This is a genomic window from Bradyrhizobium sp. CCBAU 21365 (assembly GCF_015291305.1).
In the GTDB taxonomy this organism is placed as follows: Bacteria; Pseudomonadota; Alphaproteobacteria; order Rhizobiales; family Xanthobacteraceae; genus Bradyrhizobium; species Bradyrhizobium elkanii.
Window position 1 is genome coordinate 5,116,373 of the sequence record NZ_CP030036.1, and the last position, 24,918, is coordinate 5,141,290.

22 protein-coding genes are annotated in these 24,918 nt (G+C 64.3%); 2 read left to right on the forward strand and 20 right to left on the reverse strand.

Features of this window, described 5'->3' with window-relative positions; all coding sequences use genetic code 11:
* Window positions 1-11: 11 nt before the first annotated feature.
* From bamA to XI02_RS23590, 12 genes are all read right to left on the reverse strand, one after another.
* The gene (gene bamA / locus XI02_RS23540) at window positions 12-2,552 is read right to left on the reverse strand and encodes an outer membrane protein assembly factor BamA (RefSeq protein WP_026192813.1); all 2,541 of its coding nucleotides are present in this window, start codon (window positions 2,550-2,552) and stop codon (window positions 12-14) included.
* 175 nt (window positions 2,553-2,727) lie between these two features.
* Window positions 2,728-3,879 (reverse strand): RIP metalloprotease RseP, encoded by a 1,152-nt coding sequence (rseP, locus tag XI02_RS23545; protein WP_026192814.1) that lies wholly within the window; start codon window positions 3,877-3,879, stop codon window positions 2,728-2,730.
* 44 nt (window positions 3,880-3,923) lie between these two features.
* Window positions 3,924-5,150, reverse strand: coding sequence for a 1-deoxy-D-xylulose-5-phosphate reductoisomerase (gene dxr / locus XI02_RS23550; protein WP_018271840.1), 1,227 nt, complete (start codon window positions 5,148-5,150; stop codon window positions 3,924-3,926).
* Between the two features lie 4 nt (window positions 5,151-5,154).
* Window positions 5,155-6,003: a phosphatidate cytidylyltransferase gene (locus tag XI02_RS23555; protein ID WP_016841821.1), complete on the reverse strand. Its 849-nt coding sequence runs from the start codon at window positions 6,001-6,003 to the stop codon at window positions 5,155-5,157.
* Window positions 6,000-6,758: an isoprenyl transferase gene (locus XI02_RS23560; protein ID WP_026192815.1), complete on the reverse strand. Its 759-nt coding sequence runs from the start codon at window positions 6,756-6,758 to the stop codon at window positions 6,000-6,002. The genes XI02_RS23555 and XI02_RS23560 overlap by 4 nt, the downstream gene beginning before the upstream one ends.
* A gap of 20 nt (window positions 6,759-6,778) precedes the next feature.
* Window positions 6,779-7,342: a ribosome recycling factor gene (frr, locus tag XI02_RS23565; protein WP_016844334.1), complete on the reverse strand. Its 564-nt coding sequence runs from the start codon at window positions 7,340-7,342 to the stop codon at window positions 6,779-6,781.
* 50 nt (window positions 7,343-7,392) lie between these two features.
* Window positions 7,393-8,109, reverse strand: a complete 717-nt coding sequence (gene pyrH / locus XI02_RS23570) for a UMP kinase (protein ID WP_016844335.1) — start codon at window positions 8,107-8,109, stop codon at window positions 7,393-7,395.
* A 70-nt stretch (window positions 8,110-8,179) separates the two neighbouring features.
* A complete protein-coding gene (gene tsf, locus XI02_RS23575; protein ID WP_018271842.1) occupies window positions 8,180-9,103 on the reverse strand; it encodes a translation elongation factor Ts in 924 nt (307 codons plus the stop codon).
* 127 nt (window positions 9,104-9,230) lie between these two features.
* Window positions 9,231-10,223, reverse strand: coding sequence for a 30S ribosomal protein S2 (locus XI02_RS23580; RefSeq protein WP_016846252.1), 993 nt, complete (start codon window positions 10,221-10,223; stop codon window positions 9,231-9,233).
* A gap of 217 nt (window positions 10,224-10,440) precedes the next feature.
* Window positions 10,441-13,965, reverse strand: a complete 3,525-nt coding sequence (gene dnaE, locus XI02_RS23585; protein ID WP_194483155.1) for a DNA polymerase III subunit alpha — start codon at window positions 13,963-13,965, stop codon at window positions 10,441-10,443.
* Between the two features lie 800 nt (window positions 13,966-14,765).
* Window positions 14,766-14,978 carry a GDCCVxC domain-containing (seleno)protein gene (locus XI02_RS45470; RefSeq protein WP_370143551.1) on the reverse strand — a complete coding sequence of 71 codons (213 nt, stop codon included), beginning with the start codon at window positions 14,976-14,978 and terminating at the stop codon, window positions 14,766-14,768.
* Window positions 14,979-15,149: 171 nt separating this feature from the next.
* Window positions 15,150-15,884 (reverse strand): outer membrane protein, encoded by a 735-nt coding sequence (locus XI02_RS23590; RefSeq protein WP_016840548.1) that lies wholly within the window; start codon window positions 15,882-15,884, stop codon window positions 15,150-15,152.
* A gap of 292 nt (window positions 15,885-16,176) precedes the next feature.
* Between XI02_RS23590 and XI02_RS23595 the strand changes: the two genes are divergently transcribed.
* Window positions 16,177-16,473, forward strand: a complete 297-nt coding sequence (locus tag XI02_RS23595) for a DUF3551 domain-containing protein (RefSeq protein WP_244620830.1) — start codon at window positions 16,177-16,179, stop codon at window positions 16,471-16,473.
* 119 nt (window positions 16,474-16,592) lie between these two features.
* Window positions 16,593-16,874, forward strand: a complete 282-nt coding sequence (locus XI02_RS23600; protein ID WP_075968965.1) for a DUF3551 domain-containing protein — start codon at window positions 16,593-16,595, stop codon at window positions 16,872-16,874.
* 111 nt (window positions 16,875-16,985) lie between these two features.
* Here the strand turns inward: XI02_RS23600 and XI02_RS23605 are convergent, their stop codons facing one another.
* From XI02_RS23605 to XI02_RS23640, 8 genes are all read right to left on the reverse strand, one after another.
* Window positions 16,986-17,684 carry an ABC transporter ATP-binding protein gene (locus XI02_RS23605; RefSeq protein ID WP_016840545.1) on the reverse strand — a complete coding sequence of 233 codons (699 nt, stop codon included), beginning with the start codon at window positions 17,682-17,684 and terminating at the stop codon, window positions 16,986-16,988.
* 9 nt (window positions 17,685-17,693) lie between these two features.
* Entirely contained in the window at window positions 17,694-18,974 is a 1,281-nt protein-coding gene (locus XI02_RS23610) for a lipoprotein-releasing ABC transporter permease subunit (protein ID WP_016840544.1), read from the reverse strand.
* A gap of 72 nt (window positions 18,975-19,046) precedes the next feature.
* On the reverse strand, window positions 19,047-20,366 hold the full coding sequence (proS, locus tag XI02_RS23615; RefSeq protein ID WP_016840543.1) for a proline--tRNA ligase: 1,320 nt from the start codon (window positions 20,364-20,366) through the stop codon (window positions 19,047-19,049).
* A 164-nt stretch (window positions 20,367-20,530) separates the two neighbouring features.
* On the reverse strand, window positions 20,531-22,093 hold the full coding sequence (locus tag XI02_RS23620) for a copper resistance CopC/CopD family protein (protein ID WP_018271845.1): 1,563 nt from the start codon (window positions 22,091-22,093) through the stop codon (window positions 20,531-20,533).
* 3 nt (window positions 22,094-22,096) lie between these two features.
* Complete coding sequence (locus tag XI02_RS23625) at window positions 22,097-22,624, reverse strand: YcnI family protein (RefSeq protein ID WP_016840540.1); 528 nt, start codon at window positions 22,622-22,624, stop codon at window positions 22,097-22,099.
* A gap of 7 nt (window positions 22,625-22,631) precedes the next feature.
* Entirely contained in the window at window positions 22,632-23,159 is a 528-nt protein-coding gene (locus tag XI02_RS23630) for a copper chaperone PCu(A)C (protein WP_016840539.1), read from the reverse strand.
* Between the two features lie 35 nt (window positions 23,160-23,194).
* A complete protein-coding gene (locus XI02_RS23635) occupies window positions 23,195-23,692 on the reverse strand; it encodes a TlpA disulfide reductase family protein (protein ID WP_016840538.1) in 498 nt (165 codons plus the stop codon).
* Window positions 23,689-24,915 (reverse strand): sialidase family protein, encoded by a 1,227-nt coding sequence (locus tag XI02_RS23640; RefSeq protein ID WP_018271846.1) that lies wholly within the window; start codon window positions 24,913-24,915, stop codon window positions 23,689-23,691. The genes XI02_RS23635 and XI02_RS23640 overlap by 4 nt, the downstream gene beginning before the upstream one ends.
* Between the last annotated feature and the right edge of the window lie 3 nt (window positions 24,916-24,918).

Genomic DNA, 24,918 nt, shown 5'->3' on the forward strand with positions numbered 1-24,918 from the left:
GGCAATCGGTCTTAGAACGTCGTACCGCCGCCAAACCGGAATTCTTGCGTGCGGTCAAACGCACCCTTGGTCAGCGGCACCGCGTAGTCGAAGCGCAGCGGGCCGAACGGTGACTGCCAGATCAGGCCGACACCGACCGAGGTACGGACAACCTTGCTGTCGTCGTAGCTCAGACCAAGGCACGTACCCGGAGACGGCGGATTGTTCGTCGGCCTGATACAGCCGGGCTGGTTGACTTCGCCGGTCGCCGCCCACGAGGTCGGGCCCTGGTAATCGTACAGGCCGCCGGCGTCGGCATAGACCGCGCCCTTGAGCCCGACTTCCTTCGGCAGGAACCAGAACGGCATCTGCAGTTCCGCCGACACGCCCCAGTACTTGGTGCCGCCGATGGCGTCCATGGTGCCGTACGGGTTGATGTCGCGCGGACCGATACCGTTCGGCGCAAAGCCGCGGACCAGGTTCGGGCCCATCTGGAAGTGATCGAGCATGCGCAGATCCGAGGTCCCGAGCTTGTTCAGGATGCCGCCCTGGGCATGGATCACGCCGACGATGTCGGAGACCAGCGGAGTGTAGTACTTCGCGTCGATCGCGGTCTTGATGTAGCTGACGTCGCCGCCAACACCGGCGAAGTCCTGCTTGAAGTCGACGATCAGACCGTCGGTCGGGTTCTTGTTGTTGTCGAGCGTGTTGTAGTTGAGCGTGTAACCCAGCGCCGACGTGAGGGTCTTGCCGCCCGCCAGCTCCTTGCGGACCGGCAGCGAGGCTTCGCCGTCATAGAAGCAGCCGAGACCATTGGTCGACACCAGGCTGATCCCGTTCAGGTTCGCATAGGCCGGGCTCGGATTGAACGCGGGATTGGGCGTTCCATCCGGCAGGAGCGGCACGTTGTTACAGTTGTTCAGCGTCGACGGCAGGGTGATTTCCTGCTGGTAGATCGAGTAGCGCAGCTGCAGCGACAGGTCTTCCCGCAGGCTGAAGCCGAGCCGCGGGCTGAAGCCCAGCGTCTTGGTGCCGTACGCGATGTAGCTGTTGGACAGCTGCTGGCGCTGATAGAGGTCGAGGCCGAGCGCGACGCGGTAGTCGAGCAGATACGGCTCGACGAACGACAGCGAGTAGCCGCGGGCATACTGGCCGTAGGTTACCGACGCCTTCGCGAACAGGCCGCGGCCGAGCAGGTTGCGCTCGGAGACGCTGACTTCGGCCAGCGCGCCGTCGGTGGTCGAGTAACCGCCCGACACCGAGAAGTCGCCGGTCGACTTCTCCTCGAGATCGACGATCAGGATGACGCGATCGCTGGAGGAGCCCGGCTCGGTGGTGATCTTCACCGTCTTGAAGAAGTCGAGGTTCTTCAGCCGGCGCTCGGCACGGTCGACCAGCGCACGGTTGTAGGCGTCGCCTTCCGAGATATCGAACTCGCGGCGGATCACGTAGTCGCGGGTACGGCTGTTGCCGCGGATGTTGATGCGCTCGATATAGGTGCGCGGCCCTTCGTCGATCGCGAAGGTGATCGACACCGTGTGATTGTCGAAGTTGCGATCGCCGCGCGGCCGGACCACCGCGAAGGCGTAGCCGCGGCGCGATGCCTCGATCTGCATCTCTTCGACCGACTTCTCCAGCGCCTCGGCGTTGTAGAGCGAGCCGACATTGACGCGCGAGTAGGTGCGCAGCGCGTTCGGGTCGAGCGTTGCGATCGACGACGTATAGTTGACGGACGCGACGCGGTACTGCTGGCCTTCCTCGATCTTGAAGGTAACCAGGAAGCCCTTCTTCTCGGGATCGTATTCGGTCAGCGCGGCCACGACCTGGACGTCGGCATAGCCGTTCTTGAGGTAGAAGCGACGCAGCAGGTCGCGATCGGCCTCGACCCGGTCGGGGTCGTAGACGTCGTTGCCGCCGAGGAAGCTCAGGATGTTCGATTCGCGGGTCTTGATGACGTCGCGCAGACGGGACGCCGAATAGGCGCTGTTGCCGATGAACTCGATCGACCGAACGCCGGTCTTCACGCCTTCATTGACCTCGAAGATCAGGTCGACGCGGTTGTTCGGCTGCTCGATGATCTGCGGATTGACCCGCACGTCATAGCGGCCGGACCGACGGTAGATCTCGGCGATGCGCAGGGCGTCCGACTGGACCATCGGGCGCGAGAACGTGCCGCGCGGCTTGGACTGCACTTCAGCGGTCAGCTGTTCGTCCTTGATCTTCTTGTTGCCCTCGAAGGCAACGCGGCCGATTACCGGGTTCTCGACCACGACCACGACGAGGCGCCCGCCCCGCTGGTCGATATGGACGTCCTGAAACAGGCCGGTCTCGATCAGCGCCTTCAAACCATCGTCGATCTGGGCCTGGCCCAGCCGACCACCCGGTCCGGGATGGAAGTAGGAGCGGATGGTTTCAAGCTCGACACGGCGGTTCCCCTCCACCGTGATCGAATCGACTGTCTGCGCCGACACAGGCACAGACACAGCTACGGTCGCCAAGGTGGCAACCACCGGCGCGGCGAACATGACCAAGGCGGCGAACAGCCCCCCCCTCACTCGCATTCCAAACATCATGCGCAACGCGCCCTTATCTTAACGATGCCCGATCGTTCCCCAACGACCCGACAGATTCCCAACCTGCCGCTCAGCTTGTAACCAAATTTGCCTAGGGGGCAAACTTACTAGAGCTGAACATTTCCATTTTCGTTCCAAGACGTTGCCCATTGGCAACGCCACAAAAAAGCCCGTTTCAGGACCCGGCGATCCTGAGGATGTCGTTATACGTCGCAAACACCATTAGCATCAGGACCAGACCCAGCCCGATTCGGAAACCTACCTCCTGCGTCCGCTCCGACAGCGGGCGTCCCCGCAGCGCCTCCGCGCTGTAGAAAAGCAGGTGTCCGCCATCCAAAAGCGGGATCGGAAACAGGTTCAGCAGGCCGATCGAGACCGAAAGGATGGCGCAAAGGTTGATCACGAACTGGAACCCGGCGCTCGCGGCCTGCCCTGACAGCTTCGCGATTCCAATCACCCCGCTCACCTCGGCCGGATTGCCGGTTCCAACGAACAGCGACCCGAGGAACTTGAACGTGCTGGAAATGATGTACCAAACCTGCTCGACGCCGATCCTCAGGGCCTCCAGCACGCCGACGGAGGCGCTGGTGGCCTCGCCGACCTGAGCCTTGTGCTCGATTCCAAGCACGCCGATTCGGTGAGCATTGCCGAAGGGGTCCTTGACCTCCCTGAGCGCCGGCGTCGCCTTGAGCGCGACGATCGCGCCATCGCGCTTCACCTTGAACCCAAGCTCTGAACCAGCATTCGAGGCTACAATGCGCTGCATGTCGGCAAAGCTCTGAATCGCGCTGCCGTCGATCTCCACGACGACATCGCCGACCTTGAAGCCGGACGACGCTGCGACGCTTTCGGCCACCAGGCCGTCGACCCGGGCGATCGTGCTCGGCTTGCCGTAGTAGAGCGCCATGCCCGCGAAAATCAGGGCGCCGAGGATGAAATTGGCGATCGGGCCGGCCGCGACGATGGCGGTGCGCTTTCCGACCGATTTGTGATGGAAGCTGCCTTCGCGCTCTTCCGCCGTCATGGCGGCGAGCGTCTCGGTCGACGGCGTCGATGCCTCGCTGTCGTCGCCGAAGAATTTGACGTAACCGCCGAGCGGTATCGCCGAGATCTTCCAGCGCGTGCCGTGCCGGTCGTTGAAGCCGGCGAGCTCCGGCCCGAAGCCCAGCGAGAACGTCAACACCTTCACGCCGGCCCAGCGCGCGACCAGGAAGTGGCCGAGTTCGTGGAAGAAGACGACGATGGTCAGGACGAAGAGGAAGGGAACGATGGTACCGAGAAGCCCATGACTCAACGCATTGATACTATGAATAAAATACTCGGGCATTCGATTTTCCCTCGACAAGAGCCAAAGGCTCCGCCCCCAACCCTCTAGGTTGCCTTTAAGGCAATTTGAGGCAATAGGGCGGCAGCTTTATTTCGCGCGATATGGTCAACGGAAATCGCATCATCCGCCGAGCGCAGTGGTGGCTGATTCCCCGACCTGATCCAATCGTTCATCGTCGCCTCGACCAGGCGGGCGATCGCGCCGAACTTGATCTTGCCGGCGATGAACGCGGCGACCGCGATCTCGTTCGCGGCGTTGTAGACCGTCGTCGCGCCGTGCCCCATCCGCAGCGCCTCGTACGCCAGCCGCAGTCCCGGGAAGCGTTCAAAGTCCGGCGTCTCGAAGGTGAGCTGTCCGATCTTGGCGAGATCGAGCTTGGCGGACGGGCCGACAACGCGGTCGGGCCAGCCGAGGCAGTGCGCGATCGGGATCCGCATATCGGGCGTGCCGAGCTGGGCGACCACCGAGCGATCGGAGAACTCGACCATGCCGTGGATGATCGACTGCGGGTGCACCAGCACGTCGATTTCATCGGGCGTCAGGGCGAACAGATAGGACGCCTCGATCACCTCGAGACCCTTGTTCATCATCGACGCGGAATCGATCGTGATCTTCTGCCCCATGCTCCAATTGGGATGTTTCAGCGCCTGTTCCAGCGTCGCCTGCTCGATGTCGGCGGGGGCCCAGGTGCGGAACGGCCCGCCGGACGCGGTGATGATCACCCGCGTCAGTTCCTCGCGGTTGCCGGAAGCCAGCGCCTGGAACAGCGCATTGTGCTCGGAGTCTGCCGGCAGAATGCAGGCGCCGGCCTTCTTGGCCCGCTCCATGAAGATATCGCCGGCGCAGACCAAACATTCCTTGTTGGCGAGCGCGACGGTGGCGCCGCGATCGACCGCGGCGAGCGCGGGCTTCAGCCCGGCCGCGCCGCTGACCGCGGCCATCACCCAATCGGCAGGCCGCGCGGCCGCCTCGATGATCGCGCTCTCCCCGGCCCCGCATTCGATCCGGGTTCCGGCCAGCGCATCCTTCAATTCGGAAAGTCGGGCCGGATCGGCAATGGCCGCGAACCGCGCGCCGAATTCCTTGGCCAGCTTGGCGAGGCCCTCGACATTGCTGTTCGCGGTCAGCGCCTCGACCCGGTAGCGGTCGCGCGCGCCGCGGAGCAGATCCATGGTGCTGTCGCCGATCGAGCCGGTGGCACCGAGGACGGTTACGGTCCGCACCGCGGACACCGCCGCGGCCTTGTTGTTACGCAACGGAACTGCGCTCATTTCATCACCAAACCATAAGACCGCGCCCGACGCCATCGGCGCCACCACGGAGAAAGCCGAAAATCGCCGCCACAATGACGGCCGCGACGAATCCGTCCAGGCGGTCCAGGAGGCCGCCGTGACCGGGAATGATGTGACTCGAATCCTTCACGCCGAACCGCCGCTTCACCGCGGATTCGAAGAGATCGCCGAGTTGCGAGACCACCGACAAAACGGCGCCGAGCATCAAGAGCGGACCGGTCGAGCCGATCTCGAAGGCGGCAAAGCCGGCCGCGACCAGCAGGCTCGCCACGAAGCCGCCAACCGCACCCGCCCACGTCTTCTTCGGGCTGACCCGCACCCAGAGCTTTGGCCCGCCGATGCTGCGGCCCGCGAAGTAGCCGCCGATATCGGTGACCCACACGATCAGCAGCACGAACATCAGCGCGGCAAAGCCCTTCGCCGTGTCGAGACGCAGCAGGACCGATGCGATCTCGGCCGCTGCCGCATAGAGCAATCCCGCAATGGCCCAGTTGCGCCGCGCGCCGGACGTCAGTGCCACAACAACCGCACCGACGGCGAGCACGATCAGGGCCGCATCGATACGGCCGGCCATCAGGCACAGTCCGGCGAGCAGCAACGCGATCACACCGGGCACCAGGATCCGGAGCTCGCGTCCGAGTCCGGTGACAACAAGCCATTCCGCGAACAATCCAGCCGCCGCCAATGTCACAAGGAGCGACCAGGCGACGCCACCCATATAGGCCAGCGCGATCGCAACCGGCGCCAGCACCAGCGCCGCGATCACGCGCATCGCGAGATTGCGCGACCCCTGTTCGTTTGCTGCCGCCGGCGCGGCCTCGCCCTCGGTCACGATCCGGTTTTCGCAGCGAGCCCGCCGAACCGGCGCTCGCGCTTGCCGTATTCCGCAATCGCGCCCTCGAGCGCCGCCTTGTCGAAATCCGGCCAGTGAATCGGCACGAACACGAGCTCGCTATAGGCGGCCTGCCACATCAGGAAGTTGGACAGACGCTGCTCGCCGCTGGTGCGGATGATCAGATCCGGATCCGGAATGTCGGGCGCATCGAGATATTGCCCGAGCGTGTCGGCATCGATGGAGTTGGCGTCGCGCTTGCCTTCGGCGACCTCGCGCGCAAGGCGCCGCGCTGCGGAAGCGATCTCCGCGCGCGAACCGTAGTTGAAGGCGACCACGAGATTGAGCTTGTCGTTATTCCTGGTCAGCTCCTCGGCTTCGTTGAGCAGCGCGCAGATGTCGGCGTCGAGGCCGTCACGCTGGCCGATCACGCGCACCCGCACCCCATCGCGGTGCAGCGTCGCCAGATCGTTGCGGATGAAGCGGCGCAACAGGCCGAACAAATCGCCGATCTCGCTGGCCGGCCGCGACCAGTTCTCCGAGCTGAAGGAAAAGATGGTGAGATAGACGATGCCGAGTTCATGGGCTGCGCGCACCACACGGCGCAGCGCTTCGACGCCGCGGCGGTGGCCCTCGACGCGCGGCAGGCCGCGCGACTTGGCCCAGCGCCCGTTGCCGTCCATGATAACGGCCACATGCAACGGACTGCCGGTGCGATCCGGTCCGTCAGTTGCTGGGGCGGCGGCGTTCGACATCGGCTGTTCCCGTAGCGCCTTCAGACCGTCAGGATTTCCTTTTCCTTGGCAGCGAGCAGCTGATCGATTTCGGCGATCATGCCGTCGGTCGCCTTCTGCACCTCGTTCGACAGGCGCTCCTGATCGTCCTCGGAGATCTCGTGATTCTTCTCGAGCTTCTTGATCACGTCGAGACCGTCGCGGCGCACGTGGCGCACGGCGACCTTGGCCGCTTCGGCGTATTTGTGCGCGACCTTGACGAGCTCCTTGCGGCGCTCCTCGTTGAGCTCGGGAATCCGCAAGCGCAACACCTGCCCTTCGGTCGCGGGCGACAGGCCGAGATTGGAATCGACGATCGCCTTTTCGACCGCCTTCACCATCGTCTTGTCCCAGACCTGCACCGAGAGCAGGCGCGGCTCGGGCACGCTGATGGTCGCAACCTGGTTGAGCGGCATATGCGAGCCGTAAGCCTCGACCTGGACCGGCTCCAACATGGAGGCCGCGGCACGGCCGGTGCGCAGACCGCCGAGCTCGTGCTTGAGCGATTGTGTGGCGCCCTGCATGCGGCGCTTCACGTCGTTGATGTCAAAACCAGGTGCGGCCATGACGTTCTCCCTTCCCTAGAAACCGGCTGTCGACGCCCGGAGGCGCGGCATCAGCCGGCGACGACCGTGCCGTGTCCGGTACCGCGCAGAATCGCACCGATCGAACCGGGCTCCGCGATCGAGAACACGATGATAGGCAGCGACGTCTCGCGGGCAAGCGCGAAAGCGGTCGCGTCCATGACCTTGTAGCCGCCCTCGATCGCCTGCGAATGGGTCAGGCGGTCGAAGCGCTTGGCTTTGGGGTCCTTCTTCGGATCGGCGCTGTAGACGCCGTCGACATTGGTGGCCTTCAGCACCGCCTGCGCGCCGATTTCGGCCGCGCGGAGCACGGCGGTGGTGTCGGTGGTGAAGAACGGGTTGCCGGTTCCACCGCCGAGCAGGACGATGCGTCCCTCGGCAAGATATTTGTGCGTTGCACTACGGGTGAACAGCTCGGAAATCTCCGGCATCACGAATGCCGACAGGGTCTGCGCCGGGGTTCCCTTGCGCTCGATCGCCGCCTCCAGCGCGAGGCAGTTCATCATGGTGGCAAGCATGCCCATGGTGTCGCCGGTCGGCCGGGAGACGCCGCGCGAGGACACCTCGACGCCGCGGACGATGTTGCCGCCGCCGATCACGACGGCGACCTCGATGCCGAGCTTGCGGGCCGCAATCAGGTCGTCGGCGACGCGATCGACCGTCGGTTGATCGATACCGAACCCGTGGGAGCCGGCCAGATATTCGCCGGAAAGCTTGATCACCACGCGACGATAGATCGGCTCAGCCATGATGCGATCGCTTTCTTATCCGCGCAGGCAGGCTTCCGGCGCAAAGCGCCGGAGGCCCTGGTGTCAGCGGTTACTTCTTGCCGCTGGCGGCCGCGACTTCGGCGGCGAAGTCGCTTTCCTGCTTCTCGATTCCCTCACCGAGAGCATAGTTCACAAAGCCAGCGATTTTGATCGGCCCGCCGACCTTACCCTCAGCTTCCTTCACCGCCTGGGCAACGGACTTGCCGCTGTCGTGGATGAAGGCCTGATCGAGCAGGCAGACTTCCTTGTAGTAGGTCTTCAGGCCGGAATCGACGATCTTCTCGATGACGTTCTCCGGCTTGCCCTGCTGGCGGTACTTGTCGGCCAGCACGTCCTTCTCGCGCTTGACGGTCTCCGGATCGAGCCCGGCCGGGTCGAGCGCCAGCGGCTTCGCCGCCGCCACGTGCATGGCGAGCTGGCGGCCGAGCACTGCGAGCTCATCGGCCTTGCCGGCGGACTCCAGCGCCACGATCACGCCGATCTTGCCGGCGCCCTCGACGACCGCGTTGTGGACATAGCTCGACACCACGCCCTTGCTCACCTCGAGCGAGGCGGCGCGGCGCAGCGTCATGTTCTCGCCGATGGTCGCGATCGCGTCGGAGATCGCGGTCTCGACGGTGACATCGCCGACCTTCGCCGCCTTGATCTTCTCGACGTCGGCGCCGTTGTGCAGCGCGACCTGGGCGATCATCTTGACCAGGCCCTGGAACTGCTCATTGCGCGCAACGAAGTCGGTCTCGGAGTTGACCTCGACCAGCACGCCCTTGGTGCCGGAGGTCAGCGCGCCGATCAGACCCTCGGCCGCCACGCGGCCGGCCTTCTTGGCGGCCTTGGAGAGGCCCTTCTTGCGCAGCCAATCCTGCGCTTCCTGCATGTCGCCGTTGTTCTCGGTCAGCGCCGCCTTGCAATCCATCATGCCCGCGCCGGTCGACTCGCGGAGCTCCTTGACCATCGCTGCTGTGATCGTTGCCATCGTTCAATGCCCTTCTTGCCTGTACAGAAACCGCGGCGCCCGATGGCGCCGCCGTCTGCGACAGGGAGATCGTTGTTCGTGGAATAGAAGCGGCGGCCGGGCGAAACCCGGCCACGCCGCGCAACCTTTATTCCGCTTCGGCGAGCGTCTTGGCCTGGGCGACCCAGGCGTCGGCACGGCTCGGCAGACCGACTTCTTCGCCGATCTTGTGCGCGGTGTCGTGATCGAGCTCGGCGAGCTGCCAGTAGTGGAAGATGCCGAGGTCGTTGAGCTTCTTCTCGATCGCACCGGACACGCCGGTGAGCTTCTTGAGGTTGTCGGCGGTGCCGCGCGGGCCGGCGAGGCCCTGGAAGCCGGACGGCGCAGCCGCCGGAAGGTCTTCCTGCACGGGCGTCGCCGACGCACCGATGTCGATTCCCGACTCGCCCTGAGCGCGCGAGATGCCGTCGATGGCGGCGCGCGCCACGAGGTCGCAATACAGCGAGATCGCGCGGCCGGCGTCGTCATTGCCCGGCACCACATAGGTGATGCCCTTCGGGTCCGAATTGGTGTCGACAATCGCGGCGACCGGAATGTTGAGCCGCTGGGCTTCCTGGATCGCGATGTCTTCCTTGTTGGTGTCGATCACGAAGATCATGTCGGGAAGACCGCCCATGTCCTTGATGCCGCCGAGCGAACGGTCGAGCTTGTCGCGCTCGCGCTGCAGCGTCAGCCGCTCCTTCTTGGTGTAGGAGTTGGCTTCGCCCGACGACAGCACGTCGTCGAGGTGACGCAGGCGCTTGATCGAGGCCGAGATCGTCTTCCAGTTGGTCAGCGTGCCGCCGAGCCAGCGCGAGTTGACGAAGTACTGCGCCGAACGCTTCGCGGCGTCGGCAACGCCGTCCTGGGCCGAGCGCTTGGTGCCGACGAACAGGATGCGGCCGCCCTTGGCGACGGTATCGCTGACCGCCTGCAGCGCACGGTGCAGCATCGGCACGGTCTGCGCGAGGTCGATGATGTGGATATTATTGCGGGCGCCGAAGATGTAATCCTGCATCTTCGGATTCCAGCGGTGGGCCTGGTGGCCAAAGTGAACGCCAGCTTCCAAAAGCTGACGCATGTTGAATTCGGGCAGCGACATAGATCCAATTCTCCGGTTGGTTCCTCCGGAAACGTGTGAGCAAACGCGCCTGAATGGCCCGGTTGCCACCGGACGGCCTTGAGAGCCATGTTTCCGTGTGAGATGGCGCGCTATATAGCGCGATTTGCGCGAGAAGCAAGGAAATACGGCCGGTTACAGCGGACGGCCGAGCCCAAATCGTACCGAAACGGACCTGTTCGGCGCCCGAAGTCCCCCTTTAGAGGGTCTGCACGTCGACCACGCCCGCCACCGCCTTGATCGCACCGGCAATCTGCGGCGAGACCTTGTAGCGGCCGGGCAGCTTCATCTCCACCTCGGTTTCGAGGTCCAGCATCATCACCAGCGAGACGTCGCCATCGGCCCCTGCCGCCGGTGGCGGCGCGGCGGCCGGCTTCACGGCCGGTGCCTTTGCGGGGCCGCCCGGGGCGGGCGCGGCTTCCGGCATGTTGAGGCGGCGGGCGATCGAATCCAGCGGCTTGGTGTCGCGCACGAAGATGCGCAGGCCCTTCTGGGTCTTGGCGGCGGCGTGATCCAGCGGCTCGGCGTGCAGCACCCTCGCCCGCACGTCCTCGCCCTGCAGTTCGGCGCCGAGCTGCAACAGCACGGCCGCCCCCGGCTCGAGCACGTCGCGGTACTGCGCAAGGCCCTCCGAGAACAGCACCGCCTCGAAATGGCCGGTCGGGTCCGACAGGCCCATGATGCCCATCTTGTTGCCGGTCTTGGTGCGCCGTTCCATGCGCGACACCACGGTAGCCGCGACCTTGCCGGCGGTGGCGCCGGTCTTCACCGCGCGCGAGAATTCCGCCCAGGATTGCACGCGCAGCCGCTTCAGCGCGGTCGCGTAATCGTCGAGCGGATGGCCCGACAGGAAGAAGCCGATGGCGTCGTATTCGCGCCGCAGCCGGTCCGCGGGCAGCCACGGCTCGATCTGCGGCAACATGATGCTCGGCGCATCCGCCGCGCCGCCGAACATGTCGTTCTGGCCCGAGGTCGCCGCCTCGTGGCTGCGCTGGCACGCGGCGAGGATCGCATCGGCACCGGCGAAGACGCGCGCGCGGTTCGGCTCCAGCGTGTCGAAAGCGCCGGCCGCCGCAAGGCTCTCGATGATCCGCTTGTTGACGGCGTGCGGGCTCACCCTTGCTGCGAAATCGGCGAGCGAGGTGAAGACGCCCTTCCTGTTGCGCTCCTCGATGATCTGCTCGACCGCCTGGATGCCGACGCCCTTCAGCGCCGCGAGCGCGTAGTAGATCGTGTTGTCGCTGACCTCGAAGGTCGCGCCGGAGCGATTGATGTTGGGCGCCTCGACCTTGATGCCGAGCCGCTGCGCCTCGGAACGAAATTCGGAGAGCTTGTCGGTGTTGTTGAGTTCGAGCGTCATCGACGCCGCCAGGAACTCGACCGGGTAATGCGCCTTCATATAGGCGGTGTGGTACGACACCAGCGCATAGGCGGCCGCGTGGCTCTTGTTGAAGCCGTAGTCGGCGAACTTGGCGAGCAGCTCGAAGATCGTCTCGGCCTGGCCCTTCGCCACGCCGTTCTTCATCGCACCGGCGACGAAGATGTCGCGCTGCTTGTCCATCTCGGCGCGGATCTTCTTGCCCATCGCGCGGCGCAGCAGGTCGGCCTGGCCGAGCGAGTAGCCCGCCATCTGCTGCGCGATTTGCATCACCTGTTCCTGATAGATGATGACGCCGAAGGTCTCCTTCAGGATCGGCTCCAGGATCGGATGCAGATATTCCGATTCCTCGTCGCCGTGCTTGCGCGCGCAATAGGTCGGGATGTTCGCCATCGGGCCCGGGCGATACAGCGCCACCAGCGCGATGATGTCCTCGAAGCGGTCCGGCCGCATGTCGATCAGCGCGCGCCGCATGCCCTGGCTTTCCACCTGGAACACGCCGACGACATCGCCCCGCGCCAGCATCTGATAGCTCGGCGCATCGTCGATCGGCAGCGTCGCGAGATCGACATCGACGTCGCGCTGCTTGAGCAGCTTCACCGCGACGTCGAGCACGGTCAGCGTCTTCAGGCCGAGGAAGTCGAACTTCACGAGGCCCGCGGGCTCGACCCATTTCATGTTGAACTGGGTCACCGGCATGTCGGATTTCGGATCGCGGTAGAGCGGCACCAGCTCGCTCAGCGGCCGGTCGCCGATCACGATGCCGGCGGCATGGGTCGAGGCATGGCGCGTCAGACCTTCGAGGCGCTGCGCGATATCGAACGCACGCGCCACCACCGGATCCTCGTCGCGGAACGCCTGCAGCTTCGGCTCGCCCTCGATCGCCTGCGCCAGCGTCACCGGTGCTGCGGGATTCTGCGGCACCAGCTTGGTCAGCTTGTCGACCTGCCCATAGGGCATCTGCAGCACGCGCCCGACGTCGCGCAGCACGCCGCGCGCCTGCAGCGTACCGAAGGTGATGATCTGCGCCACCTGGTCGCGGCCGTAGCGCTCCTGCACGTACTGGATCACCTCGCCGCGGCGGTCCTGGCAGAAGTCGATGTCGAAGTCCGGCATCGAGACGCGCTCGGGATTGAGGAAGCGCTCGAACAGCAGCGCAAACCGCATCGGATCGAGGTCGGTGATGGTGAGCACCCAGGCGACCAGCGAGCCCGCGCCGGAGCCGCGGCCCGGCCCGACCGGAATGCCCTGCGCCTTCGCCCATTTGATGAAGTCGGAGACGATCAGGAAGTAGCCCGCATATTTCATGCGGGTGATGACGTCGAGCTCGAAGGCGAGCCGCTTGCTGTAGTCCTCCTCGGTCATTCCCGGCGAGAGACCGTGCACCCGCAGGCGATTCGCCAGCCCCTCCTCGGCCTGGCGCTTCAGCTCGGCGGCCTCGTCGGCGGCGGCATCGGCGCTGGCGGCGGCACCGACCGTGAAGAACGGCAGGATCGGCTTGCGGGTCTTCGGCCGGAACGAGCAGCGCTCGGCGATCTCCACCGTCGAGGCCAGCGCCTCCGGGATGTCGGCGAACAGCACCGCCATCTCCGCACGGGTCTTGAAACGGTGATCCGGGGTCAGTTGCTCGCGGTTGGTCTCGGCGATCAGGTGGCCGCCGGCGATGCAGAGCAGCGCGTCATGCGATTCGTAGTCGTCATTGCTGGCGAAATACGGCTCGTTGGTCGCGACCAGCGGCAGGCCCTTGCTGTAGGCGAGATCGATCAGGCCGCCCTCGGTGCGGCGTTCCTTGTCGGCGCCGTGGCGCTGCAATTCGATGTAGAGGCGGTCGCCGAACAGGCTGGCCAGGCGCTCGCAGCGGGTGGTCGCCAGCGCCGCCTGTTCGGCCCGGAGTGCCAGCGCGATCGGCCCGTCGGGGCCGCCGGTCAGCGCGATCAGGTCCTCGGCGTCGTCGGTGAGCCAATCGAACTTGATGTGCGGGGTCTGGTTGACCGGCGTCTCCAGGAACGCCCGCGAGTTCAGCCGCATCAGGCTGCGGTAGCCGCGCTCGCGCGCCGCCAGCAGCACGATTCGCGCCGGGCCCGTCGTCGCTAGGATGCTCCGCGTGTTCGGATCGACGTCGCCGAAATCCACCGCCAGCTCGCAGCCGACGATCGGCTGGATGCCGTAGCCGGCCATCTTGTCGGAGAATTCTAGCGCCCCGAACATGTTGTCGGTATCGGTCAGCGCCAGCGCCGGCTGGCGGTCGGCCTTCGCGAGCTCGCCCAGCTTGGCGATCTTGATCGAGCCCTTCAGCAGCGAATAGGCGGAATGAACGTGAAGATGAACGAATCCGGCATTCGGCATGGCTGCTTACGGAAGCTCTTGAGTCAGGGATGGAGCGAGCGCCAGGGCCGGAACTCGAAAGCGTCAGACCCGACTCGCAATCCCATCGTGGGGCCTGAACCCTGCCAAGTCCACGCCGAACGCGGCGCGGCGGCAAGTCCTCCCGCTTTTCCCCAAGGGCAAGCCATGCCCCTGGCCCCGCGCGCGCATTTTCAGAATTGGGTGATCAGCTGGGCCCACACCGCGATCATCCCGACGAACAGCGTGATCGATGCCAGCGCTGCAGCTTCCTGCACGAAAATCTTCAACATGGCCGCTCTCCCTGAACTGGAACGTATGCAGAACATTGTTCCTTTTTTGTTCTAGGAGTCAAGCAACGGTAGTAGGTCAGTTTGAAAACTGACCCCGAAAGAATTCCCTTGGTTAATCGTGGCAGGAAGTGGCAGCGACTCGATAGTTTGAAGCGTTGCTGCGCTCAGCGTAGGACGTGCCGATTCACTTCTCAAACTGGGCTGCCAGCGTTGCTTGGGTAGTGGGTCAGTTTGATTGTGGCTGTCGGCCGGGATGGAAATTGGCTGGCACAGGGTGCATACTTGCTCCATGAACCACTGGCTAAAAACTGCCTTGATCATTTTCGGCATGTGCGCTGGATGGATGGCCTTTGGTTACTTGACCACCGATGACGATGAGATCGTCCGAATCGTTGCGGCGCAAAAATGACCTCTAAACGCCCCAGAGACCCCAACCTCTGCGGTTAATTCCTGACCGGCCAACGTCTCGCCGCCGATCCGGATAGCGAGCTGGTCGGAGGCTCCGGGGAGCTAGTTACCGCAACAATTCCCCGCCTGCTTGGGCGGGCACGGGACCGTTCCGAAGGAGCAAAACACGCAGCAATCTCCTGCTTTCGGTTTCAGGCGAGTGCCGCAGCCCTTGCAATCGTAGAAGAACCGGCAGGCGTCGGTCGGCATCGTCTCGATGGAGACATGGCCGCAGGATGGGCACGTCAGTTCGGAGATCAGCTGCAGGTCCGTCATGCCCCGAATATGCGGCGTTGACCGTTCGGTTGGAAACCCCCGCCCAATCAAGTCTGCCCCGAATCCCGGAGCTGACGAGCAGAGCCCATCCCCTGCTCGTGGCCGCCAGGCCAACAAAAAACCCCGGGCCGAAGCCCGGGGTTTTCGATGCCGCTTGAATTAAGCGAGCGATCAGTACTTCGCGATGACCGGGCCACCGAACTTGTAGTTCAGACGGCCGAGGACCATGTCGGTGTCGCCACCGGTGTGGAAGCCGGTCACGGCAACACCAGCCGGGGTCACGAAGGTCGCGCCATGGGTGTCTTCGAAGATGTGGTTGTACTCGACGCCGAGCGACCAGCCCTGCGAGAAGGCGAATTCGAGGCCAACGCCCACCGTCGGGCTCCAACGGGTGTCGAAGCCGGTCTGGGAGGCCAGATTGCCGGCCGCGTTGAGGAACTGGAAGTTGCGATCGGTGACCGCAGCACCGCCCTTGGCGTACAGCAGGACGTTGTTCCAGGCGTAGCCGATCTGACCGGTGAACAGGCCGAACGCATCGGTCTTCGAGCGAACGATGCCGCCCGGGACGACCAGATTGCCGGTGCTGCCGGAGAAGTCAGCCCAGTTGCCCTGAGCTTCCAGACCGAACACCCAGCCGCCGGCCTGCCAGCGGTAGCCGATCTGGCCACCGACGGTGCCGCCGTTGGCGTCGTAGCTTCCGACGCCGCCGAAGCCGTCGACCGAACGGTTGTCGTGGCTCTGGCCCCAACCACCGTTGATACCGATGTAGAAGCCAGTCCAATCATAAACAGCGGCAACCATGGGCGGCGGAGCCTTGGTGTAAGGGCGAGCCGCGAGGTCAGCCGCGGAGGCAGCAGTCGCGCTGAGCGCGAGCATGCTGGCGGTGACAAGCAAAATCTTTTTCATTTTCCCGTTCCAACTTTTTCTACAGGCCCCCAAGGCCGCGAGACACCGTCATAGCAGCCCCCGGCGGAATTGCTGTAACTTCGCGGCAACAGGCAGGGCCAAACGACTTCGCTCAAATTTGAAGTTAATACTGTGTTACGGGCGCTTCTTGGAGTTTTGCCACATAACTGCCGCACAATCTTCACAATTCAGGGCCGCCTCCGCAGCTGCGCGCAAGATCGTGTTGACCGGAACCGGCTTGTCCGATTTGGATCGTCGCCAAGGTCGAATCTTCCCAGCAGAAGGAATGCACATGCGGACGATGATTCTTGCTGCTGCAGCGTCAGTGGCCGCACTCGCAACGCTGGGGACTGCGCCCGCGCATGGCGTCGGCGTGCGTTACCCGTTCTGCATTCAGGGCGACCGCTATCCCGGCCTGAGCAACTGCTCCTATCCGTCGTATGAGGCGTGCCTGGCCACCGCTTCGGGCATCGGGCAGAACTGCGTCGCCAACCCCTATTATGCAGGCGACAACGACCCGCGCTCCTCTCTTCACGTGTCCCCGCGGGACCGCCGTGAGGGCAATTTCTTCGACCTGTTCATCCACTGACGCCCGATCCGGCAAACACCAGCGCGCGAATGTGAGTTGATCCAGCGCTGCGCGCGGGTGCCTATTCGCGCGCGCTCGGTATCAGCATTGCCGGCGCCCGACCGACGAGGAGATTTCTGATGCGCAGTTTGCTTCTGGCACTCTTGCCGGCACTTTTGGCCCTGGGTGCCGTCGCGCCGACACCAGCCAGCGCCCAGAAATACGACTCGACCTCGCCGGTCTGCAAAACCAACTACCGATGGGGCGGTGAGGATACCGACTGTGGCTACAGGTCGATCGCGCAGTGCCAGGCCTCGGCGTCCGGCCTGGCGGCGATCTGCATCAACAATCCCTATTATGCCGGACCGTCGATCGACGGTCGGCCGAGAGCATCTGGCAGACGGCCTCGCCCCACTTATTGAGAGCCAGAACCTGTTTCGTTCCGATCGAAGCGAAGCGGAAAAAGGCTCCGAATTCTTCGCCTTAACGCGATTTCTTCACGCGCACCGCTAGCCAGTTCACGCGACGGCGCACTATTCGAGCTCGACAACCTGTCCGTTCGACAGCGACACCCGGCGATCCATTCGCGCGGCAAGATCCAGATTGTGAGTCGCGATCAGCATCGCGACCCGGGTCGCCTTCACGAGTTGCATCAGCGCGTTGAAGACGTGGTCGGCGGTGCCGGGATCGAGATTGCCGGTCGGCTCGTCCGCGAACAGCACCCGGGGCGCGTTGGCAACCGCGCGCGCGATCGCGACACGCTGCTGCTCGCCGCCCGAGAGCTCGGCCGGACGATGAGTAATGCGGTCGCCGAGCCCGAGATAGGAGAGAATCTCGGTCGACCGTTTCACGGTTTCGGAGCGTTTGAGGCCGCGAATCATCTGCGGCAGCATGACGTTTTCGAGCGCCGAGAACTCCGGCAGCAGCCGGTGCGATTGATAGACGAAGCCGATATCGGAACGGCGAATCTGGGTGCGGTCGACGTCGGACATCTGCGAGGTCGGCGTGCCCGCGACATAGACTTCGCCGTCATCGGGGGTCTCCAGCAGGCCCGCGATGTGCAGCAATGTCGACTTGCCGGATCCCGACGGCGCCACCAGCGCCACCGATTGACCGGGCCACAGCGCGAGATTGGCGCCGTTCAGGACCGTCAGCGTCGCTTCGCCCTGCCGGTATTCCCGCTTGATGTCATGAAGATAGACGACCGGTGTGTCTTCCGCCCCCTCCGCCATGTGCGCTCCTTATTCGTACCGGAGCGCGTCGACCGGATCGAGGCGCGCGGCGCGCCACGACGGGTAGAGCGTCGCAAGGAAGGACAGCGTCAGCGCCATGATCACGACGGCGAGCGTCTCGCCAAAATCGATTTCAGCAGGCAGCTTCGACAGGAAATACAGCGTGGGATCGAACAATTCCGTGTTGGTGAGCCACGACAGGAATTGCCTGATGGTTTCGATGTTGAAGCAGATCAGCAAGCCGACCAGGAGACCGACCAGCGTGCCGACGACGCCGATCGATGCGCCGGTGATCAGGAATATCCGCATGATCGAACCCTGCGAGGCGCCAATGGTCCGCAGGATCGCGATGTCCTGGCCCTTGTCCTTCACCAGCATGATCAGTCCCGAGACGATATTGAGCGCCGCGACCAGCACGATCATGGTCAGGATCAGGAACATCACGTTGCGTTCGACCTGCAGCGCGTTGAAGAAGGTCGAATTGCGCTGCCGCCAGTCGACCAGGAACACCGGCCGGCCGGCCGCCTCGGTCACCAGCTTGCGATAGGTTTCGATCTTGTCCGGATTGGTGGTGAACACCTCGATCGAGGACACGTCGTTGTTGCGGTTGAAATAGGCCTGCGCCTCGGCCAGCGGCATGAACACGAAGGTCGAATCATATTCCGACATGCCGATCTCGAACACCGCAGTGATCTTGTAGGGCTTGATGCGCGGCGTGGTGCCCATCGGCGTCACCGCGCCCTTCGGCGAGACCAGCGTGATCATGTCGCCGGCATGCAGCGAAAGCTGGTCGGCGAGTCGGCGACCGATCGCGACGCCCTGCCCCTCGTCAAAGCCCTCGAGCGAGCCTTGTTTGATGTTCTTGGCGATCGAGGTGAGGTTGTTGAGATCGTCGGCGCGGATGCCGCGGATGAAGACGCCGGCGGCGTTGAACGGCGATGAGCCGAGCCCCTGCCCGTCGACCACCGGGGCGGCGAGACGGATGCCCTGCACCTGGCTGATGCGGTCGGCGACATCCTTCCAGTCGGTCAGCGGCGATTCCAGCGGCTGCACCAGAATATGTCCGTTGAGGCCGAGGATCTTGTCCAGCAATTCCTTGCGGAAGCCGTTCATGACCGCCATCACCACGATCAGCGTGGCGACGCCGAGCATGATGCCGAGGAACGAAAAGCCGGCGATAACCGAAATGAACCCTTCCTTGCGGCGCGCGCGCAGATAGCGTCCGGACAGCAGCCATTCGAATGGCGCAAAGGGCGGGGTACGGACTGGCTCGCTCATGGTCTCATCCATCTGTCGATAATCCCATGATTCGGGCCAAATGTGGCCGGATTACCCCGCCGATCAGCGCGGCGTGAATAAACTTTAACCCGCGAGCTTCGCGACCACGTCGGCGGGGCTCATGTTGTCGCGTGAGCCGTCGCTGCGACGCTTCACTTCGACCTTGCCGTCCGCAAGCCCCTTGGGTCCGACGAGAATCTGCCACGGGATGCCGATCAGATCGGCCGCGGCGAACTTGGCGCCGGCACGCTGGTCGGTGTCGTCGTAGAGCACGTCGACGCCCTTCGCCGAGAGCTCGCGATAGAGCTGCTCGCAGGCGCCATCGACCGCGGCATCGCCCTGCTTGAGATTGAGGATCGCAGCGCGGAACGGCGCGACGGCCTCGGGCCATTTGATGCCGGCGTCATCATGACACGCTTCGATGATCGCGCCGACCAGACGCGACACGCCGACGCCGTAGGAGCCGCCATGGATCGGCACGTCGACGCCGTCGGGACCGGCCACCATCGCCTTCATGGTGTCGGAATATTTGGTGCCGAAATAGAAGATCTGGCCGACCTCGATGCCGCGCGTGTTCAGCCGCTTAGCCTCGGGCACTTCCCGTTCGAAGCGCGCAGCTTCGTGGACGTCCTCGGTCGCGGCATAGACCGAAGTCCACTGCTTGATGATCGGCGTCAGATCACCGTCATAATCGACGTCCTCGCCCGGCACCGGCAGGTCCAGCACATCGCGGTTGATGTAGACGCCGGACTCGCCGGTCTCCGCGAGCACGATGAATTCGTGGCTGAGGTCGCCGCCGATCGGACCGGTCTCGGCCCGCATCGGGATCGCCTTCAGGCCCATCCGGGCAAAGGTACGCAAATAGGCCACGAACATCTTGTTGTAGGAGCGCCGCGCGCCGGCCTCGTCGAGGTCGAACGAATAGGCGTCCTTCATCAGGAATTCGCGGCCGCGCATCACGCCGAACCGTGGCCGCTGCTCGTCGCGGAACTTCCACTGGATGTGGTAGAGGTTGAGCGGCAGGTTCTTGTAGGACTTGATGTAGGAGCGGAAAATCTCCGTGATCATTTCCTCGTTGGTCGGCCCGTACAACAGCTCGCGCTTGTGACGATCGAGGATGCGCAGCATCTCCGGACCATAGGCGTCGTAGCGGCCGCTTTCGCGCCAGAGATCGGCGAGCTGCAGCGTCGGCATCAAGAGTTCGAGCGCGCCGGCGCGGTCCTGTTCCTCGCGAACGATCTGCTCGATCTTCTTCAACACCCGGAAGCCGAGCGGCAGCCAGGCATAGATGCCGGCGGCCTCCTGCCGCATCATGCCCGCGCGCAGCATCAGCCGATGCGAGACGATCTCCGCCTCTTTCGGGTTTTCTTTCAGGATGGGCAGGAAAAACCGCGACAATCGCATGGCGTTACTCGGGAATCAGGAAAGCGTAGGAAGAGCTGCAGTGAAACCGGATCGGCTGTGAAAACACAAGGCCGCCAAATAAGAAAAACCCTTCAAATCAGGCGATTTTCGGCCATTTGAACGAATTGCTCGCCGTCGAAGTGCCGAGCGCGCCGACCGCGGCTTTACCTGACCTCGAAATCGTCTTCCAGCGTCACTTTCTTGAAATCGGTCACCAGGGCGTCGATCTGCATGTGCCAGCGGCCCGGGACCGGCAGCGGCACCTTGCGCACGTGCCAATAGCCGTCGGCACCGCGCGCGGCGGCGCGTTCCATCGGTTCGATGCCGCGCTCGGGCAGGCTCAGCGTCAGCGTCGCCTTCTTGGCCGCAAACGGGCTGGCATCGCCGTTCATCAGCTGCAGCACGAAGTCATTCGGCCCGACCTTGCCCGGCGCAATCAGGACCTGGAACATCGCGGCATCGGTGTGGATGTGGACCGCGAGCGGAACATCGCTCGACATCGCCAGCACGCGCGGCGGCGGCGTGAAGCGCCATAATGCGACGAGGCCGAGAATGGCAATCATCAGCACGAATTCGAGCGCGATCGAGCGCTGCAGCGGCCGTGTCCGATGAAACTCGCGCGCGATGGCCGGCGTGAACACCAACCGGTTCAGCGCAGCGAGCCCGAGCAGCACCACCACCAGCACCAGTTTCGCAACAAGGATGTTGCCGTACCCGGTGTCGATCAGCGCGTGAAAACTTTCGAGCTGGACGATCGCGAGGGCGAGGCCCGACAAGGCGATCAAGGCGACAACCGGTACCGCGAGCGTCGAAAAATGCCGCAGCACCCGCAGCAGCGAATCCTTGCGCTGCCAGGCAAGCACCGCCAACGGCGCGAGCGCGCCCATCCAGAACGCCACGCCCACGCCATGGATGAACAGCGCGGCTCGCGTCAGCCATTGCGGCGAGGCGGTGGCGGCATGGCCGCTGACCGCAAACGACAGCCCGACACAGATCATTGCGATCGCGGTGCGGGTGAAGGCAGCACCAAACGACGGGCTGCGCCAGGCGATCGCCGCGATCAGCATCGCGGCGATCGCGAGCAGCAGCGCGGGAAACAGGCTGGTGCCGGCGGCGCTGGCCCATGCCGCCCACGTCACGATGCCCGAGAGCGGCAGGTTCAACAGGTCAACGCCCTGCAGTCCAAACGACGCGATCGCGCCGACAAGGCCGATCTTCAGCGACCACATGATCAGCCGCTCGCCGGCCGGGCCCTGCGCGATCCAGGCCGCAAAGAACATCCCGCCGACGCCGGCAAACAGACCCAGATAGAGCCCGAGCCGCGCCAGCCAGATCAACACATGGAGCATGCCGTCGCTTGACGGCGCCGCCGAGCCGGTGACGACGCCGATCGAAAACAGCAGCGAGCCCGCGACCGGATGGCCATCCTGCGACACCACGCGATAGCTGACCACCTGCGTGCCCTGTGGCAGGCTCGCCGGCAGTGTCACCATCACCGACTGGTCGACGGCGCGGATCGCGACGTCGCGCGGCTTGCCCGCGGCGTCGAGCAGGCTGACCGCCGTCGGCGCCACCGCTTCGTTGAAGCGGAGCACCACCGTCCTGGGTGCTTCAGCCACCACACTGCCGTCGGCCGGTTCGGCGCCGACCAGGACGGCATGCGCATGGGCCGAGGTCGCAAGACACAACGCCACGAGCAGCGCTGCGAGGTTTGCGACCAGCCGCATCGGTTACGACTTCGGCAGCAGCTTGACGCCGGGCGCCGGTGTCTTGCTGCCATGGTCGTGCCCGCCGCCCTGCCCGTCGGCTGGGATATCGATCCAGCGGCTGACGCCCTGCTCGCACTCCTGCACGACCGGAAAGTACAACTTGGTGTTGGGCTTCAGGGTATCGGTGAGAAACGTCTGCATCACGAACTCGTCGTAGTTCTGGTCCGCAAGCTTGCCACCGCTCCAGGCGACTTCCTTGACGCCCTCGGAAAGCTTGGCGCCGTGATAGTCGTATTGGGCGGCGTATTTGCCGGTGACCGTATCGAGAGCCCAGCCCGCCTTCGGCATCGGCTTCACTCCGATCACGCCCTCCGGAATCTGCACCCGGACCTTGATCGTCGCCGAGCCCGCGCAGCCATGCGGCACGGCGAACACCGCCTTGTAATACGATCCGACCGCCGCCTGCTTTCCTTCGAGCGTGATATGCGCGATCGCCGGCTGCGCTGCGAGCAGCGCCGCCGTGGCAATGAGGAGCGTCTGTGATCGCATGGCTCGCTCACATCTTCTTCATGTCCATGTGACCGGAATGGTCGCCGTGGCCGGAATGACCGCCGCCGCCCGGCGCCTGCGCGCCGACGGCCTGCACGTCCAGCGAGACCGAGACCTTGCCGGCCTTTTCGAACTCGAGCGTGACCGGCACCTTGTCGCCCTGCTTCAGCGGATTCTTCAGGTCGAACATCATCAGGTGATAGCCGCCCGGCGCGAGCTTCACGGTCTTGCCGGGCTCGATGGTCAGACCCTTGTCGAGCGCACGCATCTTCATCACACCATTGTCCATCGACATCTCGTGGACTTCGATCTTGCCGGCAACATCGCCGGAGCCTGACACCAGCCGGTCGGGCGTCGTCCCCTTGTTCTCGATCGTCAGATAGCCGCCGCCGATCTTGGCGCCGTTCGGCGTTGCGCGCGTCCAGGCCTGCGTGATCACGAGGTCGCCGGCCTTGACGTCCTCGGCGCGTGCGGACGCCGACACGAGTGCAGCGGTCAGCGCTGCGAAGGCAAGGATGCGGTGGAATGTCTTCATGGCGACGGATTTCCTTTCAAGTTGAAATTCAAGTGTCATCTGGTTGCTGCCGACTGGGCGCTGGACCATTTGTCCAGATCGGCGATTTCGGCCGACCCTTCGATCGTCGTGATCGTTCCATCCCGGGAAATCAGCATGGTTCGCGGGATATCGCCTTGCCAGCCCGGATCGATCTCAAATCTCAACCGCTCGGCAAAGCCGTCGTCGAAAATCCAGTTTTCGGCCGCGCCGAGGCCGGCGCGATCCAGCATCGATCGCGTCGCTTCCGGAAGGTTGGGAACCAGATCCGCGCTGATCGTGACGACATCGATTCCGGGATGATCCTTCATGAACTGGCCAAGCTGCGGCAGCTCGACCTTGCATGGTCCACAGGTCACTCCCCAGAAGTGCACCAGGGTCGGATGACCTGCATGCGCATGCAGCAGCTTTTGCCAGCTGCCGCGTTCGAACGGCTTTGGCGCGCCCTCTCCCGCCGCCAGTGCAGTCGGCAGCGTTGCGAGCAGGATCAGCGCAGCGAGCAAATGACGCTTCATGGTTCGCCCTCGATCGCTTGAAAATGGTAGCCGTCGGCCTTCGTCATCCACGACAGATAGGTCTGCCGGCTGTCCGAGACGAGCAGCGGATGGTCGGAACTGTCGGCGGTATCCGCGATCACCGTTGGCTTCGACCATGTCGCTCCATCGTCGTGCGACGTCATGAGGTCGATTGTCGTCTTCTGCCCGTCGAATTCCTTCCAGGCCATCACGAGCCCCTGCGGCCCCGCGATAATCTGTGGCCTAGACGGGCTGCGGTTCGGCTGACCGACCGGAAGCGGATCAGAGAAGGTTTTGCCGCCGTCGCGCGAGCGCGCATAGAACAATCCCTTGCGCGCCTTGCCGTTGGTGTACCACGTCACATGGTACGTTCCTTCGGGCGATACGGTTAGGCCCGGACCGTGATGCGGACAGGCCGCGATCTGCCAGTCGTCGCGGCTCACCCGATGTATCTCGCCGGGCGTAGCCAGGTCGGAGAACGTCACGATCGCATGGTCGCGCACGCCGCCCTCAAAGATGTTCCGGAACACGACCACCGGGTGGCCCGCGCCGTCGAACGCCAAAGCGAGGCGGCAGCATTCGCAGGTGTTGTCGGCGACGAGCCGAGCGTCGGAATAGGTTGCTCCGCCATCTTTCGATGACGCGAAAAACAATCCGGCACCGTCATATTTCTGGCCACGCTGCTGCGCCGGCACGCGGTTGCGCTTGTCGAGCCACGCGGCAAACACCGCCCCCGCAGGATCGAAGCCGATCGCCTCGAACCGCTGGCTCTCATTGTTCGTGGTGATGGCCTTCGGCGCATCGAAGCTGCGCCCGCCATCGGTCGATCGCGTGGTCAGCACCTGACCGTTGAAATTCTGATCGCGGAAGATCGAGAAGGCCACAGCGATGTTGCCCTTGGCATCGATCGCAAGCTTCGGCCGCGCATCCGGTCCCCAATCGAGATTGAGCCGCTCCCGGGTGACCTGCACCGGTGTGGAAAAGCTCTTGCCCTGGTCTTTCGAGTTCGCGACGGAGATCTGGCCGCCGGCCATCCACGCCAACCACAATGTCCCATCCCGCCCAAAGGCGGGCGTGACCTTGGTCGCGCAGCGCAGGGCCGTCTCTTCGCAGGCCGCTTCGGAGGCGTGCTGATGGCTCATCTGTGCGACGGCAAGGCTCGGCAAGGCCGCGAGCATGAGCGTTGCAAGCAGCGTCAGGGCGACCGGTTTGCGATAGGTCATTGA